Annotated in this window: 15 protein-coding genes; 8 read left to right on the top strand and 7 right to left on the bottom strand. The window is 70.1% G+C overall.

Annotated features, from left to right (window positions below; translation table 11 throughout):
• Positions 1 to 12: 12 nt before the first annotated feature.
• Positions 13 to 1,140, bottom strand: a complete 1,128-nt coding sequence (locus M2157_RS21555; protein WP_280865981.1) for an alpha/beta hydrolase-fold protein — start codon at positions 1,138 to 1,140, stop codon at positions 13 to 15.
• Positions 1,141 to 1,314: 174 nt separating this feature from the next.
• Between M2157_RS21555 and M2157_RS21560 the strand changes: the two genes are divergently transcribed.
• The 6 genes from M2157_RS21560 to M2157_RS21585 all read left to right on the top strand — a co-directional run bounded on the left by M2157_RS21560 (position 1,315) and on the right by M2157_RS21585 (position 6,296).
• Positions 1,315 to 3,126, top strand: a complete 1,812-nt coding sequence (locus tag M2157_RS21560; protein ID WP_280863846.1) for a phosphatidylglycerol lysyltransferase domain-containing protein — start codon at positions 1,315 to 1,317, stop codon at positions 3,124 to 3,126.
• A gap of 50 nt (positions 3,127 to 3,176) precedes the next feature.
• A complete protein-coding gene (gene folP, locus M2157_RS21565; RefSeq protein WP_280863325.1) occupies positions 3,177 to 4,037 on the top strand; it encodes a dihydropteroate synthase in 861 nt (286 codons plus the stop codon).
• Positions 4,034 to 4,537 carry a nuclear transport factor 2 family protein gene (locus M2157_RS21570; protein WP_280863326.1) on the top strand — a complete coding sequence of 168 codons (504 nt, stop codon included), beginning with the start codon at positions 4,034 to 4,036 and terminating at the stop codon, positions 4,535 to 4,537. The genes folP and M2157_RS21570 overlap by 4 nt, the downstream gene beginning before the upstream one ends.
• Positions 4,538 to 4,774: 237 nt before the next feature.
• Positions 4,775 to 5,134, top strand: a complete 360-nt coding sequence (gene folB, locus M2157_RS21575; protein ID WP_057612423.1) for a dihydroneopterin aldolase — start codon at positions 4,775 to 4,777, stop codon at positions 5,132 to 5,134.
• The gene (gene folK / locus M2157_RS21580) at positions 5,131 to 5,742 is read left to right on the top strand and encodes a 2-amino-4-hydroxy-6-hydroxymethyldihydropteridine diphosphokinase (protein WP_280865982.1); all 612 of its coding nucleotides are present in this window, start codon (positions 5,131 to 5,133) and stop codon (positions 5,740 to 5,742) included. The genes folB and folK overlap by 4 nt, the downstream gene beginning before the upstream one ends.
• Before the next feature lie 68 nt (positions 5,743 to 5,810).
• The gene (locus M2157_RS21585; RefSeq protein WP_280863328.1) at positions 5,811 to 6,296 is read left to right on the top strand and encodes a DUF3180 domain-containing protein; all 486 of its coding nucleotides are present in this window, start codon (positions 5,811 to 5,813) and stop codon (positions 6,294 to 6,296) included.
• A 43-nt stretch (positions 6,297 to 6,339) separates the two neighbouring features.
• On the opposite strand, the gene folE is transcribed toward M2157_RS21585, so the two are convergent.
• The 6 genes from folE to dacB all read right to left on the bottom strand — a co-directional run bounded on the left by folE (position 6,340) and on the right by dacB (position 13,967).
• Entirely contained in the window at positions 6,340 to 6,945 is a 606-nt protein-coding gene (folE, locus tag M2157_RS21590; protein ID WP_266561215.1) for a GTP cyclohydrolase I FolE, read from the bottom strand.
• A 122-nt stretch (positions 6,946 to 7,067) separates the two neighbouring features.
• Positions 7,068 to 9,101, bottom strand: a complete 2,034-nt coding sequence (gene ftsH, locus M2157_RS21595; protein WP_280863329.1) for an ATP-dependent zinc metalloprotease FtsH — start codon at positions 9,099 to 9,101, stop codon at positions 7,068 to 7,070.
• A gap of 184 nt (positions 9,102 to 9,285) precedes the next feature.
• Positions 9,286 to 9,825, bottom strand: a complete 540-nt coding sequence (gene hpt / locus M2157_RS21600) for a hypoxanthine phosphoribosyltransferase (RefSeq protein ID WP_280868260.1) — start codon at positions 9,823 to 9,825, stop codon at positions 9,286 to 9,288.
• 73 nt (positions 9,826 to 9,898) lie between these two features.
• Positions 9,899 to 10,942: a tRNA lysidine(34) synthetase TilS gene (tilS, locus tag M2157_RS21605; RefSeq protein WP_280865983.1), complete on the bottom strand. Its 1,044-nt coding sequence runs from the start codon at positions 10,940 to 10,942 to the stop codon at positions 9,899 to 9,901.
• 193 nt (positions 10,943 to 11,135) lie between these two features.
• Positions 11,136 to 12,263, bottom strand: a complete 1,128-nt coding sequence (locus M2157_RS21610) for a zinc-dependent metalloprotease (RefSeq protein ID WP_266515601.1) — start codon at positions 12,261 to 12,263, stop codon at positions 11,136 to 11,138.
• A gap of 66 nt (positions 12,264 to 12,329) precedes the next feature.
• A complete protein-coding gene (gene dacB, locus M2157_RS21615) occupies positions 12,330 to 13,967 on the bottom strand; it encodes a D-alanyl-D-alanine carboxypeptidase/D-alanyl-D-alanine-endopeptidase (protein ID WP_280865984.1) in 1,638 nt (545 codons plus the stop codon).
• Positions 13,968 to 14,046: 79 nt separating this feature from the next.
• Between dacB and M2157_RS21620 the strand changes: the two genes are divergently transcribed.
• Both M2157_RS21620 and M2157_RS21625 read left to right on the top strand, forming a co-directional pair.
• Complete coding sequence (locus M2157_RS21620) at positions 14,047 to 14,538, top strand: inorganic diphosphatase (RefSeq protein WP_059209164.1); 492 nt, start codon at positions 14,047 to 14,049, stop codon at positions 14,536 to 14,538.
• 101 nt (positions 14,539 to 14,639) lie between these two features.
• The gene (locus tag M2157_RS21625; protein ID WP_280863332.1) at positions 14,640 to 16,307 is read left to right on the top strand and encodes a threonine/serine exporter family protein; all 1,668 of its coding nucleotides are present in this window, start codon (positions 14,640 to 14,642) and stop codon (positions 16,305 to 16,307) included.
• The last annotated feature ends 12 nt before the right edge of the window (positions 16,308 to 16,319 follow it).

Raw genomic sequence — 16,319 nt, forward strand, 5'->3', positions numbered from 1 at the left:
CGTATTGATCACTCATCGATCACTCAGCCGCTCGCTGACCCACTGCAAGGTCGCCGGGATCTCCCGTCGCCAGGTGTTGAAGTTGTGCCCGCCGCTTTCCAGGATGATCGACGAGATCCGGGTCGTTTCCGTGGCCTTCACCCGCTCTATGAACTTCAACGTGTCCTTGTAGTTCGCCTCGCCCACCTTGCTGCTGCTGACGAGCAGTGAGGTGTCGGGCGCGGGCAGGTGTTTGAGGCACCACCACAGGTTCGCGCGGTCGCGCAGCGCCTTGTCACCCTGGAAGAGATCGCCCGTGGTGGGGTCGACGGGAGCGTTGTAGTACGGGGAGAGACCCGCCCCCGCGGCGTACACCTTGGGATGGTGCATGGCGAGCTTCAGCGCGCAGTAGCCGCCCGTGGAGTCGCCGATGATCCCCCAGCTCCCCGGTTCCCTGCCCACCCGGTAGTGCGCGGTCACCGCTTCCGGAAGGTCCTTCGCGAAGAACGACTCGGTCTGCGGACCATCCGGAACGTCCGCGCACTCGGTGTCCCGCGGCGGTGCCACCGTCGGACGCAGCATCACCAGGATCATCGGCCGCATACGGCCGTCCTTGGTCAGTTGAAGAGCGGTGCGCGGATAGTGGAGTTTGTCCACCAGAGCCCGCGCGGTGCCCGGATAACCGGTGAGCACGACGGCCGCGGGGAAGGTGCGCGCGCGATAGCGCTCCTGGAAATACTCCGGCGGCAGATAGACGTACGCGGGGCTGGCGATGTGTGACGTGGGACCGACGATGTCGACCTTCTGGACCTGCCCGACCGATGACGGCCGAAAGCCGCCCCTGCCCGGCACGTCCCCGATCTCGGTCACCCTCAGGGGACCGCGCGAACGGTCGCCGGGGGTGTGGTCGACCACCACGCCCTGGTCGGTCTCCCGGCCGAACAGGTCGGCCCAGGAGGCGTAGAACCCGAAGGTCTGGTTGGCAAGGAGCCCCACCGACACGAAGAGCGAGAGCTGCGTCGCGAGCAGCAGCCCGATACGGCCGCCGACTTGCCGCCAGCCACGCCGCGCCAGACGCGGCCAGAGCCACACCGTGCCGGCGAACAGCGCCACGGCGGAAAGGACCGCCAGCACCAGCGTGTTGTTGCTCGTGAGACCCATTGCTTGCTTTCGCTTTCCTCGGCCTTTGAAACGGCTTTGAGGAGATGAGTGAACCTCTCCTCACGAGACACCGTCCTAGAGGGCGCAATGTCGCCGGATGCCCGAATCTGGGCTCCGGATCCAGAGTCACTCGCAGAACCATGGGATGCGATGTCTGTCAGGACAGATGAGGAAATGTCGGGCGGGGTTCCGATCCGATCAACACGGCTGCGGCGTGCACTGCACGGACCGCGCCCCGAGGCCGTCCCCGTCCTCGTCGCCAGAGCCTGCGCCCTAGTAGGTCTTCTGGACATCGCCGCCGGCGTCTTTCCGCGCTTCCGGCACAGTCGTATGCACACCATGGCCGAGGTACTGCCCGGCGCGCTCGGCCCGTTCGCGGCCGCGCTCTCGCTCAGCACCGGCGTGCTGTTGCTGCTGCTCGCCCACGGCCTCAGGCGCCGCAAGCGCCGGGCCTGGCGGGCGGCCGTGGCACTGCTGCCGGCGGGCGCGCTCGCGCAGTTCACGTACCGCCACTCACTCGTAGGGGCGGCCATCTCGCTCGCCCTGCTCGCTCCGCTGCTGCGCCACCGCGACCAGTTCAGGGCGCTGCCCGACCCGCGCAGCCGCTGGCGCGCGCTGGCCAACTTCGTGCTCATGGGCGCCGGTTCACTCGCGCTCGGGCTGATCATCGTCAGCGCACACCCGAACCGCATGGTCGGAAACCCGAGCCTGGCCGACCGCATCACGCACGTCCTGTACGGCCTCTTCGGCTTCGAGGGCCCCGTCGACTACCAGGGCGACACCTCCTGGACCGTCGGCGCCTCCCTGGGCGCCCTGGGCCTGCTCACGGCGATCACCACGATCTACCTCGCCTTCCGCCCCGAGCACCCGGCCGCCCGGCTCACGGAGGAGGACGAGAGCCGCCTGCGGGCCCTGCTGGCCAAGCACGGCGGCCGTGACTCCCTCGGTCACTTCGCGCTGCGCCGCGACAAGGCCGTCGTCTTCTCCCCCAGCGGCAAGGCGGCCGTGACCTACCGCGTCGTCTCCGGCGTGATGCTCGCCAGCGGCGACCCGATCGGCGACGTCGAGGCCTGGCCGGGCGCGATCGAGCGCTTCATGGACGAGGCCCAGGCGCACTCCTGGACACCCGCCGTCATGGGCTGTTCGGAGACCGGCGGCGAGGTGTGGACCCGCGAGACCGGCCTGGACGCCCTCGAGCTGGGCGACGAGGCGGTGGTGGACGTCGCGGATTTCTCGCTCGCCGGCCGCGCGATGCGCAATGTCCGCCAGATGGTCAAGCGCATCGAGCGGGCCGGTTACGAGACCCGGGTGCGGCGCGTCCGTGACCTCGGGGAGAGCGAGCTGGAGCGCGTGAGGCAGGCCGCCGACGACTGGCGCGGTACGGACACCGAGCGCGGCTTCTCGATGGCCCTGGGCCGCATCGGCGACCTGGCCGACGGCGACTGCCTCATCGCGACCGCCCACAAGGCCGACGACCAGCCCGGCCCCTACGGCGATCTCAAGGCGATCCTGCACTTCGTTCCGTGGGGCACGGACGGCGTCTCCCTGGACCTGATGCGGCGGGACCGCTCGGCGGACCCCGGCATGAACGAACTGCTGATCGTGGCCGCCCTCCAGGCCGCCCCGAAACTCGACATCACACGCGTGTCGCTCAACTTCGCGATGTTCCGCGCGGCGCTCGCGCGCGGCGAGAAGATCGGCGCGGGTCCGGTGCTGCGCGCCTGGCGGGGCCTGCTGGTCTTCCTGTCCCGCTGGTTCCAGATCGAGTCCCTGTACAAGTTCAACGCCAAGTTCCAGCCCCGCTGGGAACCCCGGTTCGTCGTCTACCGGGCCTCCGGCGACCTTCCGCGGATCGGCTTCGCCGCCATGCAGGCGGAGGGCTTCGTCAACCTCGCCCTTCCGTTGCCGCGCTTCCTGCGCCGCCGCTCGCACACCGCACGCGCGTGTGCCCACGCGATCGCGGAGCGGGACGTCAGAGCGGCCTGAGCCACACGGCGCGCGGTCCCGGCGCCCCACGCTGGGCCTAGGCTGAACGCATGAGCAAGCAGAGCGGACGCGGGCGCGTCGCCGGTCTTCCGGAATGGGACCGCTGCGCGGTCATGGGAGTCGTGAACGTCACCCCCGACTCCTTCTCCGACGGCGGCCGCTGGTTCGACACGACGGCCGCCGTCAAGCACGGCCTCGCCCTCGTCGAGGAGGGCGCCGACCTCGTCGACGTCGGCGGCGAGTCCACCCGCCCCGGAGCCACCCGGGTGGACGAGGACGAGGAGCTCCGGCGCGTCATCCCCGTCGTCCGCGGCCTCGCCTCCGAAGGCGTCACCGTCTCGGTCGACACCATGCGCGCCTCCGTCGCCGAACAGGCCCTCGCCGCCGGCGCTGCCCTCGTCAACGACGTCAGCGGCGGCCTCGCCGACCCCGCGATGATCCCGGTCGTCGCCGACGCGGGCGCCCCCTTCGTCGTCATGCACTGGCGCGGCTTCCTGGAGGGCGGCAACGTCAAGGGCGTCTACGCCGACGTCGTCGCCGAGGTCGTCGCCGAGCTCCACGCGCGTGTGGAGGCCGTCCTCGCCGGCGGCATCTCCCCCGACCGTGTCGTCGTCGACCCGGGCCTCGGCTTCTCCAAGGACGCCGAGCACGACCTGGTCCTCCTCTCCCACCTCGACCGCCTCCTCGGCCTCGGCCACCCCCTCCTCGTCGCCGCCTCCCGCAAGCGGTTCCTCGGCCGTGTCCTGGCCGGTCCGGAAGGCGCCCCGCCGCCCGCGCGCGAGCGCGACGCCGCCACGGCCGCCGTCTCCGCCCTCGCGGCGCACGCCGGCGCGTGGGCGGTGCGCGTGCACGAGGTGCGCGCCACGGCGGACGCGGTACGGGTCGCCCGCGCCGTGGAAGGAGCCCGGTGAGCGCCCCCCACACCGACGTCGAACAGGTGGAAGCCGCCAACACCGCCTTCTACGAGGCGCTGGAGCGCGGTGACTTCGAGGAGCTGTCCTCGTTCTGGCTCACCCCTGCCGACCTGGGCGTCGACGAGGAGTACCACGACCCGGCCGACGTCGGCGTGGTCTCCTGCGTGCACCCCGGCTGGCCCGTGCTGACCGGTCGTGGCGAGGTCCTCAGGTCGTACGCACTGATCATGGCGAACACGGACTACATCCAGTTCTTCCTCACGGACGTGCACGTCTCCGTCACCGGCGACACCGCCCTGGTGACCTGCACCGAGAACATCCTCAGCGGCGGCCCGGCACCCGAGGGCGGCGAGGAGCTCGGACCGCTCGTCGGCCAGCTGGTGGTCGCCACGAACGTGTTCCGCCGCACTCCCGAGGGCTGGAAGATGTGGTCCCACCACGCCTCTCCGGTGCTGGCCGAGAACGACGAGGACGAGGACGGGGAAACCCCTTCCTGAACCCGTCGGAACCAAGAAGTGGTTGGAATCACGAACCCCTGGGTATGGGCGGCTACCAACCCGTGAGCCGCCGGGTTCCCCAGGGGAAACACACGGTGAAGACTCCAGACCCCGGCACCGGCGCGCGCCCCCGTGGCCCTGCCTTGTCAGTGCTCGCAGGTAGATTCGTTCGAGGCCGGTGTACCGCCCGCACGCGGTACGGACCGGCCGTCACCGACGATTGCAGGAGTGATTCGCGTGGATCGTGTCGCGCTGCGCGGCCTGAAGGCCCGCGGGCACCACGGTGTGTTCCCCAAGGAACGCGAGGAGGGCCAGACCTTCATCGTGGACATCGTCCTGGGACTGGACACCCGGCCGGCCGCCGCCGACGACGACCTGACGAAGACCGTGCACTACGGCATCGTGGCGGAGGAGGTCGTGGCCGTCGTCGAGGGCGAACCCGTCAACCTCATCGAGACACTCGCCGAGCGCATCGCCCAGGCCTGTCTGAAGCACGAGGGGGTAGAGGAGGTCGAGGTCAGGGTCCACAAACCCGACGCACCGATCACCGTGCCCTTCGACGACGTGACCGTCACCATCACCCGGAGCCGAGTATGACCGCGTTCTTCGCCGCGGGTCACAGCGACCCGACCGTACAGCCGGTGCCCGCCTCCGTCGTGCAGCAGGTGGACGCCGCCGACACCACCCTCCACAACCCGAAACGGGCCGTGCTCTCCCTCGGTTCCAACCTCGGCAACCGCCTGGAGACCCTCCAGGGGGCCATCGACGCCCTCGAGGACACGCCCGGGGTCCGCATCAAGGCCGTCTCCCCCGTCTACGAGACGCAGCCGTGGGGCGTGCCGGCCGACAGCCAGCCGTCGTACTTCAACGCGGTCGTCGTGCTGAAGACCACGCTCCCCCCGTCCTCCCTGCTGGAGCGGGCGCACGCGGTCGAGGAGGCCTTCAACCGGGTACGGGACGAGCGCTGGGGCCCGCGCACGCTCGACGTCGACATCGTCGCGTACGCCGAGGTGGTCTCCGACGATCCGGTCCTGACCCTGCCCCACCCCCGCGCCCATGAGCGCGCGTTCGTGCTCGTCCCGTGGCACGACGTGGAACCCGAGGCCCAGTTGCCCGGCCGCGGCCCGGTCGCCGAACTCCTCGACACCGTCACGCGAAACGGCGTGGAACCCCGCAAGGACCTGGAACTCCAGCTGCCCGAATAGCCGTTAAGGTCAAGACGACCACAGTCCGTGGGACAGCCCAAGGACCTCGGGGGAGCTGAAGGGGCACCGTGAGAGAGCTGCGCATCAGGTTGCTGGCCGGCGTCTTCGCCGTGGCCGGGGTCCTCTCCTGGGCGGGCGCCCGCCTGTGGAATTCGGTCGGGACCCTGCCCAGCGTCCCGTTGGCCGCCCCCATCGTTCTCGCCCTGATCGCCGTGGTGCTCATGGCCACGGCGCTCTCCATCCGCGCCCGCCTGAAGGCCCAGCGCGAGCGCGTCCCCGAGGCGAAGGGCGTCGACCCGCTGATGGCCGCCCGCGCGGTCGTCTTCGGCCAGGCCAGCGCCCTGGTCGCCGCCCTTGTCTCCGGCATGTACGGCGGCACCGGCGTCTTCCTTCTGGAATCCCTCGACATCCCCGCCCGCCGCGACCAGGCCATCTACGCCGGCTTCTCGGTCCTGGCGGGGATCGCGGTGATAGCGGCGGCCATCTTCCTGGAGCGCGTGTGCAAGCTCCCGGAGGACGACGACCGCAACACGGGCGCCGCGTCGACGGCGTGAGGCCCCGACGCAGGAACAGAGGCCCGGGAACAAGCCCGGCCGGTCAGCGCGCCATGATGAGGCTCATCGCCTCGTTGCGCGTCGCCGCGTCCCGCAGCTGACCGCGCACGGCCGACGTGAGCGTCTTCGCACCGGGCTTGCGGATACCCCGCATCGACATGCACATGTGCTCGCACTCCACGACGACGATCACGCCCCGCGGCTCCAGGATCTCCATCAGGGAATCCGCTATCTGCGTGGTGAGTCGTTCCTGCACCTGCGGCCGGCGGGCATAGACGTCCACGAGCCGGGCCAGCTTCGACAGTCCCGTGATCTTGCCGGTGGTGGCCGGGATGTACCCGACATGGGCGACGCCCCGGAACGGCACCAGGTGATGCTCACAGGTCGAGTACACCTCGATGTCCTTCACGAGCACCATCTCGTCGTGCCCCAGGTCGAACGTCGTGGTCAGCACGTCCTCGGGCCGCTGCCACAGCCCCGCGAAGATCTCCTTGTACGCCCGGGCCACCCGCCCCGGCGTCTCCCGCAGGCCCTCCCGGTCCGGGTCCTCACCGACCGCGATCAACAGCTCGCGGACGGCGTTCTCGGCACGCTTCTCGTCGAACTCGCCGATGGAGCCCTCGCCGTCCAGCGTCACGGGGTCGGTCATCTGGTGCCTCGTTCCTAGAGTCCCTTACGGCCGAAAAACGCCGTGCCCCCCAGGCTAAAACCCTGGGGGGCACGGCATCCATTCCGGGTCCGGTGAGGTCACCGGGGCGGGACGGGTGAGCGTCAGCTCTCGGGGCGCTCCTCGGGAACCGCGTCCGTGACCGGCTCCGAGGCGGTGGCCTTGGCGGTGGAGATCGCCGGCGTCGCACCGTTGGCACCGTTCGTCAGTGCGAGCTCCCTGGGGGAGAGCACCGGCGGACGGGTGGACGGTGTACGGCGGGAGGAGCCGGTCCAGGCCGGTCGCGGGGGACGCTTGACGATGGGAGCGAAGATCTCGGCGATCTGCTCCTTGTTCAGCGTCTCCTTCTCCAGCAGCTGGAGGACCAGCTGGTCGAGGACGTCGCGGTTCTCGACCAGGATTTCCCAGGCCTCGTTGTGCGCCGTCTCGATCAGCTTCTTGACCTCTTCGTCGACCAGCGCGGCGACCTCTTCCGAGTAGTCACGCGGGTGCGACATCTCCCGGCCCAGGAACGGCTCGGTGTTGTCGCCACCGAACTTGATGGCTCCGAGACGCTCGGTCATGCCGTACTGCGTGACCATCGCGCGGGCCGTTGCGGTGGCCTTCTCGATGTCGTTCGCAGCGCCGGTCGTCGGGTCGTGGAAGACCAGTTCCTCGGCCGCGCGGCCGCCCAGCATGTAGGCCAGCTGGTCCAGCATCTCGTTGCGCGTGGTCGAGTACTTGTCCTCGTCCGGCAGGACCATCGTGTAGCCCAGAGCACGGCCTCTGGAGAGGATCGTGATCTTGTGGACCGGGTCGGAGTTCGGGGAGGCCGCCGCGACCAGGGCGTGTCCGCCCTCGTGGTACGCGGTGATCTTCTTTTCCTTGTCCGACATGATCCGGGTCCGCTTCTGCGGGCCCGCCACGACACGGTCGATGGCCTCGTCCAGCGAGTGGTTGTCGATGAGCTTCTTGTCGCTGCGCGCCGTGAGGAGCGCCGCTTCGTTCAGCACGTTCGACAGGTCCGCGCCGGTGAAGCCCGGGGTGCGGCGGGCGACGGCCGAGAGGTCGACGTCCGGAGCAACCGGCTTGCCCTTCTGGTGGACCTTGAGGATCTCCAGACGGCCCTGCATGTCCGGGCGGTCGACCGCGATCTGGCGGTCGAAGCGGCCGGGGCGCAGGAGGGCCGGGTCGAGGATGTCGGGCCGGTTCGTCGCGGCGATGAGAATCACACCGCCCTTGACGTCGAAGCCGTCCATCTCGACGAGCAGCTGGTTCAGCGTCTGCTCGCGCTCGTCGTGACCGCCGCCGAGGCCGGCGCCGCGATGGCGGCCGACCGCGTCGATCTCGTCGACGAAGACGATCGCCGGGGCGTTCGCCTTGGCCTGCTCGAAGAGGTCACGGACTCGGGAGGCACCGACACCGACGAACATCTCGACGAAGTCGGAACCCGAGATCGAGTAGAAGGGGACACCGGCCTCGCCCGCGACGGCGCGCGCGAGCAGGGTCTTGCCGGTGCCGGGAGGGCCGTACAGCAGTACGCCCTTGGGGATCTTGGCCCCGACCGCCTGGAACTTCGCCGGTTCCTGGAGGAACTCCTTGATCTCCTGGAGCTCCTCGACCGCCTCGTCCGAGCCTGCGACGTCCGAGAACGTCGTCTTCGGGGTGTCCTTGGTGATGAGCTTCGCCTTGGACTTCCCGAAGTTCATGACCCGGGAGCCGCCGCCCTGCATCTGATTCATCAGGAACAGGAAGACGACCACGATGAGGACGAAGGGGAGCAGGGAGAGCAGGATCCCGACGAAGGCGTTCTGCTTCGTCGGCGAGACGGTGTACCCGTCGGGGATCTGCTTGTCCTGGTACTTGGTCTGCAGCGTGTTGGCGATGGTCACGCCCTGGTCGCCGATGTAGCTCGCCTGGATCTTCGAGCTGCCCTCGACCTTTTCGCCGTCCTTGAGCTGCACCTTGATGGTGTTCTCGTCGCCGGTGGTCAGCTTGGCTTGTTCGACCTTGTTGTCATTGATCGCCTGGACGACCTGGCCGGTGTCCACCGTCTTGTAGCCGCCGGACGAGCCGACGACCTGCATCAACACGACCACGGCAAGGACGGCCAGCACGATCCACATGACCGGCCCACGGAAGTATCGCTTCACGTCCATCCATACGGAGCGGTGTCGCCCCGTCCCTCCTGCCATAGTGAGTTTGATAAGACAGTTCTTCTGACGGTACCCCAGCATTGTGGGCCGAAGCCGCACGGGAGAGCTGTCGAACCCGTCTGCATGCTCCAACGGCGCGAAACCCGCTGGGGTTCCCGATCGTCTTACAGGGCTTGAGCCGTGTGGCTCAGCCGCCGTAGACGTGGGGCGCGAGCGTACCGACGAACGGGAGGTTGCGGTACTTCTCGGCGTAGTCGAGACCGTATCCGACGACGAACTCGTTGGGGATGTCGAAGCCGACCCACTCGACGTCGATGGCGACCTTGGAGGCGTCCGGCTTGCGCAGCAGGGTGCACACCTTGAGCGACTCCGGCTCGCGGGAGCCCAGGTTGGACAGCAGCCAGGACAGCGTCAGGCCGGAGTCGATGATGTCCTCGACGATCAGGACGTGCTTGCCCTTGATGTCGGTGTCGAGGTCCTTGAGGATCCGCACCACGCCGGAGGACTGGGTGCCCGCGCCGTACGACGACACGGCCATCCAGTCCATGGTGACAGGGGTGGACAACGCCCGGGCGAGGTCGGCCATGACCATCACCGCGCCCTTGAGGACGCCGACGATCAGCAGGTCCTTGCCCGCGTACTCCGCGTCGATCTTCGCGGCGAGCTCCACGAGCTTCGCGTCGATCTCTTCCTTGGTGATGAGTACCTCTTTGAGGTCGGCACCCATGTCTTTCGCGTCCACCGCATCACTTTCGGTCGTCACACCAGCCGTCCGTCGCTCCCCGAGGGGAGCAAAGCGTTCAGCCTTGCCGAATCACCAGTCTGCCACCCTGCCGCTGGGCGACGACCTTGCCCGGGAGATTGATGGCTCCCTGGCCGCGCCAGCCGGTGATCAGACGGTCGACTTCCTCGATGTGACGGGCGAAGAGCGAACCGGCCGGGGCGCCTGCCTCGATGGCCGCCTGGCGCAGGATGCGGCGGCGCACGGCGGGCGGCAGGGCGTAGAGCTTGGCGCACTCCAGGAGGCCTGCGGCGTCGCGTACGGAGGCCTCGGCCCGGCGGGCCCAGGCGTCGAGGGCGTCGGCGTCGTCGCGGGAGAGCTGGGCCGTGCGGGCGAGGGCCTCGACGACTCCTTTGCCGAGCGCCTTCTCCAGGGCGGGCAGGCCTTCGTGGCGCAGCCGGGAGCGCGTGTAGGCGGGGTCGGTGTTGTGCGGGTCGTCCCAGACGGGCAGGGACTGGACCATGCAGGCCTTGCGGGCGATCTGCCGGTCGAGTTCGAGGAAGGGCCGGCGATAGCGGCCGTCGGCCCCCGAGACCGCGGCCATGCCGGACAGCGAGCGGGTGCCGGAGCCGCGGGCGAGACCGAGCAGGACGGTTTCGGCCTGGTCGTCGCGGGTGTGGCCGAGCAGGACGGCGGCGGCGCCGTGGCGTTCGGCCGCCGCGTCGAGGGCGGCGTAGCGGGCGTCGCGCGCGGCGGCCTCGGGGCCGCCTTCGCGGCCGACGGTCACGGCGGTGGACTCGACGGGGTCCAGGCCGAGTTCGCGCAGCCTGAGGGCGACTTCCTCGGCGCGCAGGTCGGAGCCGGGCTGGAGGCCGTGGTCGACGGTGACGCCGCCGGCGCGGATGCCGAGCTTGGGAGCCTCGAAGGCGAGGGCGGAGGCGAGGGCCATGGAGTCGGCACCGCCGGAGCAGGCCACGAGCACGAGCGGCGACGGCGGGCGCTCGTCGGGGCTCTGCTCGCCGGAAGCGGGACGGCCGGCGGAAGCGTGATGGTCGTTGAGGATGTCGTGGAGGACGCGGCGGACCGCCAGGCGTATCGCCGCGACCGCAGGATGGGGACCCATGTCCGGTTCCCTTCATGAAGTTTTCGGGGGGTGAGCCCGAGGTTCGGTCACTCAGAGTGTGTAGATGGTGACAGAACCGGGGCGTTCCCCGAGCATTGCACGCCTACCCATCGCTCACGGTCCCTCGGACGGGTGATTGAAGGGGCGTTCGCCTGCCGTCGGCCGGATTCCTCTCACGACGTCCGTACGCGGTTCACGACTCGGCCTTGCGGTGCACCCGCGCGACCCAGTCCGCCGGTTTGGCGATCTCCGTCTTGGTCGGGAGCGTGTTCGGGGAGGTCCACACGCGGTTGAAGCCGTCCATGCCGACCTGGTCGACGACGGCCCGCACGAAGCGTTCGCCGTCGCGGTACTGCCGGAGCTTGGCGTCCAGGCCGAGCAGCTTGCGCAGGGCCATGTCCAGGCGGGAGGCACCCTTGGCCCGCCGCTGCTGGAACTTCTCGCGGATCTCGGCGACGCTCGGCACGACGGCCGGACCCACTCCGTCCATGACGAAGTCGGCATGACCCTCCAGAAGGGACATCACGGCGGTGAGGCGGCCGAGGATCTCCCGCTGGGCCGGCGTCTGCACGATCTCCACGAGGGAGCGTCCGCCGTCGTCGTCCTCCTCGCCCTCGGGACGCCCGCCGGCCAGCGACTGGGCGGCCTCCCGGATGCGCTCCAGGACGGTCATGGGGTCGACCTCGGTCTCCCCGAGGAACGACTGGATTTCGCCCTCCAGATGGTCACGCAGCCAGGGCACGGCCGTGAACTGCGTGCGGTGCGTCTCCTCGTGCAGACACACCCAGAGGCGGAAGTCGTGGGGCTGGACGTCGAGTTCGCGCTCCACGTGCACGATGTTCGGGGCGACCAGGAGGAGTCGGCCGCCGCCGTTCTCCCCCGCCGGGAGCTCGCGGGTGGCCGGGGCGAAGGTCTCGTACTGGCCGAGGACGCGGGAGGACAGGAACGACAGGAGCATCCCGAGCTCGACGCCCGTCACCTTGCCGCCGACGGCCCCGAGGACCGCGCCGCCGGGGGTGTTGCCGCGCCGCTCCTGCATCTTCTCCAGGAGCGGTTTGAGGATCTCCCTGAACCCGGCGACGTTCGCCCGGACCCAGCCGGGGCGGTCGACGACGAGTACGGGGGTGTCGTGGACGCCTTCCGTCCCCATCCGGGTGAAGCCGCGGACGTGTTCCTCCGAGGCCTTGGCGTGCCGGCGCAGTTCCGCGACGACGGCCCGGGCCTCGTCGCGGCTCACGTCGGGGCCCGGCCGCACGAGCCGGGTCGCGGTCGCCACCGCGAGATTCCAGTCGACCATCTCGGCACCACCGATGCTCGTCATGCGTCAACCGTACGTGAGCGGTCCCACTTGGGGCAGGCCGCGCGGGAGGGCAAGGCGGGCGCCGGGTCAGCCACAGCCGCAGGCCGCCAGCGCCGAGGCGGTGCGATCCAGCGCGCTCTGCGCCGCCCCCGGGTCGGTCGTGTCCGAGGTCAGGAAAGCGAAGGCCAGCAGCCGGCCGTCCTGGTCCACGACCGTCCCGGCCAGGGTGTTCACCCCGGTCAGGGTGCCCGTCTTCGCCCGTACGACGCCTGCTGCGCCGTCCGTGTAACGGCTGGTCAGGGTGCCGGTGAAGCCGGCCACCGGGAGTCCTGTGAGGGCGGGTCGCAGGTCCGGGTGGGCCGGGTCGGCCGCCTTCACCAGCAGGGACGTCAGCAGGTCCGCGGTGAGCCGGTCGGCGCGGTCGAGTCCGCTCCCGTCGTGGAAGTCGGCGCCCGCGAGCGGGAGTCCGAGCTTCTTCAGCTGGTCACGGATCGCCTTGCCGCCGCCCGCGAAGTCGGCGCGCTGCCGGTCCGCCACGGCGGTCTGGCGGGCGAGAGCCTCGGCGATGTCGTTGTCGCTGTTGGTCAGCATGCGTTCGACCAGGGCCGACAGGGGCGGCGAGTAGACCTCGGCGAGGTTCTCGGAACGGCCGGTCGCCTTGGAGGGCCCCGGTGCGGTCGTTTTGATGCCGTTGTCCGACAGGAAGCGGGCGAACGTGCGGGTCGCGTCCGCCGCCGGGTCCGTCGTACGCGGCGCCGGTCCACTGGCCGTGTTGTCGGTGCGGGCCTCGTCCACCATCAGGGCGCTGACGGGGGCCAGGTTGTCGTTGACCCCGATCGGGTGGATCTCGGAGCCCGCGTAGAGGGTCTTGTCGTAGGACAGCGTGACCGTCGCGATGTCCCGCTTCTTCAGGGCCGTGGCGGTCTCCTCGGCCAGCTCGCGCAGGCTCGCCCAGCCCCCGGCGTCCGCGCGGGCGGTGAGCGTGGGATCGCCGCCGCCGACGAGGACGAGTTCCTTGGTGTCGGCTTCCAGGGCCGCGCGCGTGACGAGGCGGTGGTCGGCGCCGAGGGCGGACAGGGCGGCGACGGCGGTGGCGATCTTCGTGGTGGAGGCGGGGGTCAGGGCCGTGCCGGCACCCGCGCCGTAGAGCCGCTTGCCGGTGGCGACGTCCACGACGGCCGCCGTGTGGCGGGGGCCGAGTGCGGTGTTGCCGAGGAGCGGGTCGAGGACGGTGGCGAGCGCCTTGCCGGTCGGGGCGGACTTCACCGTGTTGGCCGCGGCGCCCAGTCCGGCGAGCACGGACGGGGCGCTCGGAGCGGGGCGCGGCCCGGCGGCCGTCGTACCGGAATCACCTTCGTGATCTGTGCCACCCGTCCGCTCGAGGGCGACCGCCTGGTCCCGCTCGGCCGTACGCTGACCCGAGGAGTCCCACGGACCGGCGGCGGTCGCCACGGTGGCGGCCAGCGCCAGACCGGCGGTGGCGGCGCCCGCGGTGTACTGCCAGGTCTTGACGGTCTTCGGGCGACGAATCCGTGCAAGCCGTGTGACCTGCGGTTTCATGGCGGCGGCGGTCCGTTCGAGATACGGCTGTACCGCGTCCGTGGCCCGGGTCAGTCCTGGACGTACGGCGCCCGCGGCACGTGCCAGACGCGGTCGTACGGCGTTCGCGACCCGCGTCACATGCGGTCTCGCGGCCCGCCAAGGCCTCAGTTCAGGCACGACCAACAGCCCCTTTCGCGATCACACACCAGCGTGAGGGACACTTAACCACCAGAACTATGTGTTGATCATGGAGGAGCCACCGGTGGAGTTCGACGTCACGATCGAGATCCCGAAGGGTTCGCGGAACAAGTACGAGGTGGACCACGAGACCGGTCGGATCCGCCTGGACCGTCGACTCTTCACCTCGACCGCCTACCCGACCGACTACGGCTTCGTCGAGAACACCCTCGGCGAGGACGGCGACCCGCTGGACGCGCTGGTCATTCTTGACGAGCCGACGTTCCCGGGCTGCCTCATCAAGTGCCGTGCGATCGGCATGTTCCGCATGACGGACGAGGCCGGCGGTGACGACAAGCTGCTGTGCGTCCCGGCGACGGACCCGCGGGTGGAGCACCTGCGCGACATCCACCACGTCTCCGAGTTCGACCGCCTGGAGATCCAGCACTTCTTCGAGGTCTACAAGGACCTGGAGCCCGGCAAGTCCGTCGAGGGCGCCGACTGGGTCGGCCGCGTCGACGCCGAGGCCGAGATCGAGCGGTCCTACAAGCGCTTCAAGGACTCGGGCGGCCACTGAGCCCTGTGCTGCTGACGGGCCGCACGCGCACGCGTGCGGCCCGTCAGCATGCCCGCGCATACTGAGGCTTACGGAATGTGTCGTTCAGGGAGCGTTACGGAGTGACGGAGGCGGAGCACCGCAAGCCGCAGTCGGACGAGGCGAGGAGTTTCTACGACTCCGAGATCACGTCGGAGTTCGCCGTTCCTGACGGGCTCGCCATGCCCAGAACCGTCGGCGGCGAGCCGGAGACGACGTCCGAGTTCGCGCTCCCGAAGGGGCTGGACGTCCCGCAGCCGTCGGCCGCGGAGCCCGAGGGGTCGGCGTTCAGTACGCCCCGCACCTACAGCGCGAAGGACGCGCCGCCCGCGTTCACCCCGCCGACCGGCATACCGGTGGTCAGCCTCACCAAGGACGTGCCCTGGCAGGACCGGATGCGCACGATGCTGCGGATGCCGGTGGCCGAGCGGCCCGCGCCGGAGCCGGTGCACAAGTCCGAGGACGACGCCGGTCCGGCCGTCCCGCGCGTGCTCGACCTGACCCTGCGTATCGGCGAGCTGCTGCTCGCGGGCGGTGAGGGCGCGGAGGACGTGGAAGCGGCGATGTTCGCCGTCTGCCGGTCCTACGGCCTGGACCGCTGCGAGCCCAACGTCACCTTCACCCTGCTGTCGATCACCTACCAGCCGTCGCTCGTGGACGATCCCGTGACGGCCTCCAGGACCGTACGACGGCGCGGCACCGACTACACGCGCCTGGCGGCCGTGTTCCAGCTCGTGGACGACCTCAGCGACCCCGAGACGGCCATCTCCCTGGAGGATGCCTACCGGCGGCTCGCGGAGATCCGCCGCAACCGGCACCCCTATCCGACCTGGGTGCTCACCTCGGCGAGCGGGCTGCTCGCGGGGGCGGCCTCGGTGCTGGTCGGCGGTGACCTGCTCGTCTTCGTCGCGGCCATGCTGGGCGCGATGCTCGGCGACCGGCTGGCGTGGCTGTGCGCGGGGCGCGGGCTGCCGGAGTTCTACCAGTTCACGGTCGCCGCGATGCCGCCCGCCGCGATCGGGATCGCGCTGACGCTGGCCCACGTGGACGTGAAGGCGTCCGCGGTCATCACCGGTGGGCTGTTCGCGCTGCTGCCCGGGCGGGCGCTGGTGGCGGGCGTCCAGGACGGGCTGACCGGCTTCTACATCACGGCGTCGGCCCGGCTCCTCGAGGTCATGTACTTCTTCGTGGGCATCGTGGTCGGCGTGCTGGTGATGCTCTACGTCGGGGTGCAGCTGGGGGCGCATCTCAACCCCGACGAGGCGCTGTCGACGGACCCGCGGCCGCTGTGGCAGATCGCGGCGTCGATGCTGCTGTCGCTGACCTTCGCCGTGCTGCTGCAGCAGGAACGATCCACCGTGCTGGCCGTCACGTTGAACGGCGGCGTGGCCTGGTGTGTCTACGGCGCGATGCACTACACCGGCGAGTTCTCCCCGGTTGCCTCCACGGCCGTCGCGGCGGGGCTCGTCGGTCTGTTCGGGCAGCTGCTGTCCCGGTACCGGTTCGCGTCCGCGCTGCCGTACACGACAGCGGCGATCGGACCCCTGCTGCCGGGTTCCGCCACGTACTTCGGGTTGTTGTCGATCGCCGGGAACGACGTCGACGAAGGGCTGGTGTCCCTGTCGAAGGCGGCGGCGCTCGCCATGGCCATCGCCATCGGGGTCAACCTGGGATCCGAGATCTCCCGGTTGTTCCTGAGGGTCGGTTCCGCGGGGAAGCGGCGGGCCGCCAAGAGGACGCGGGGGTTCTGACCCGCGCCCCCG

The organism is Streptomyces sp. SAI-127 (assembly GCF_029894425.1).
Lineage (GTDB): Bacteria > Actinomycetota > Actinomycetes > Streptomycetales > Streptomycetaceae > Streptomyces.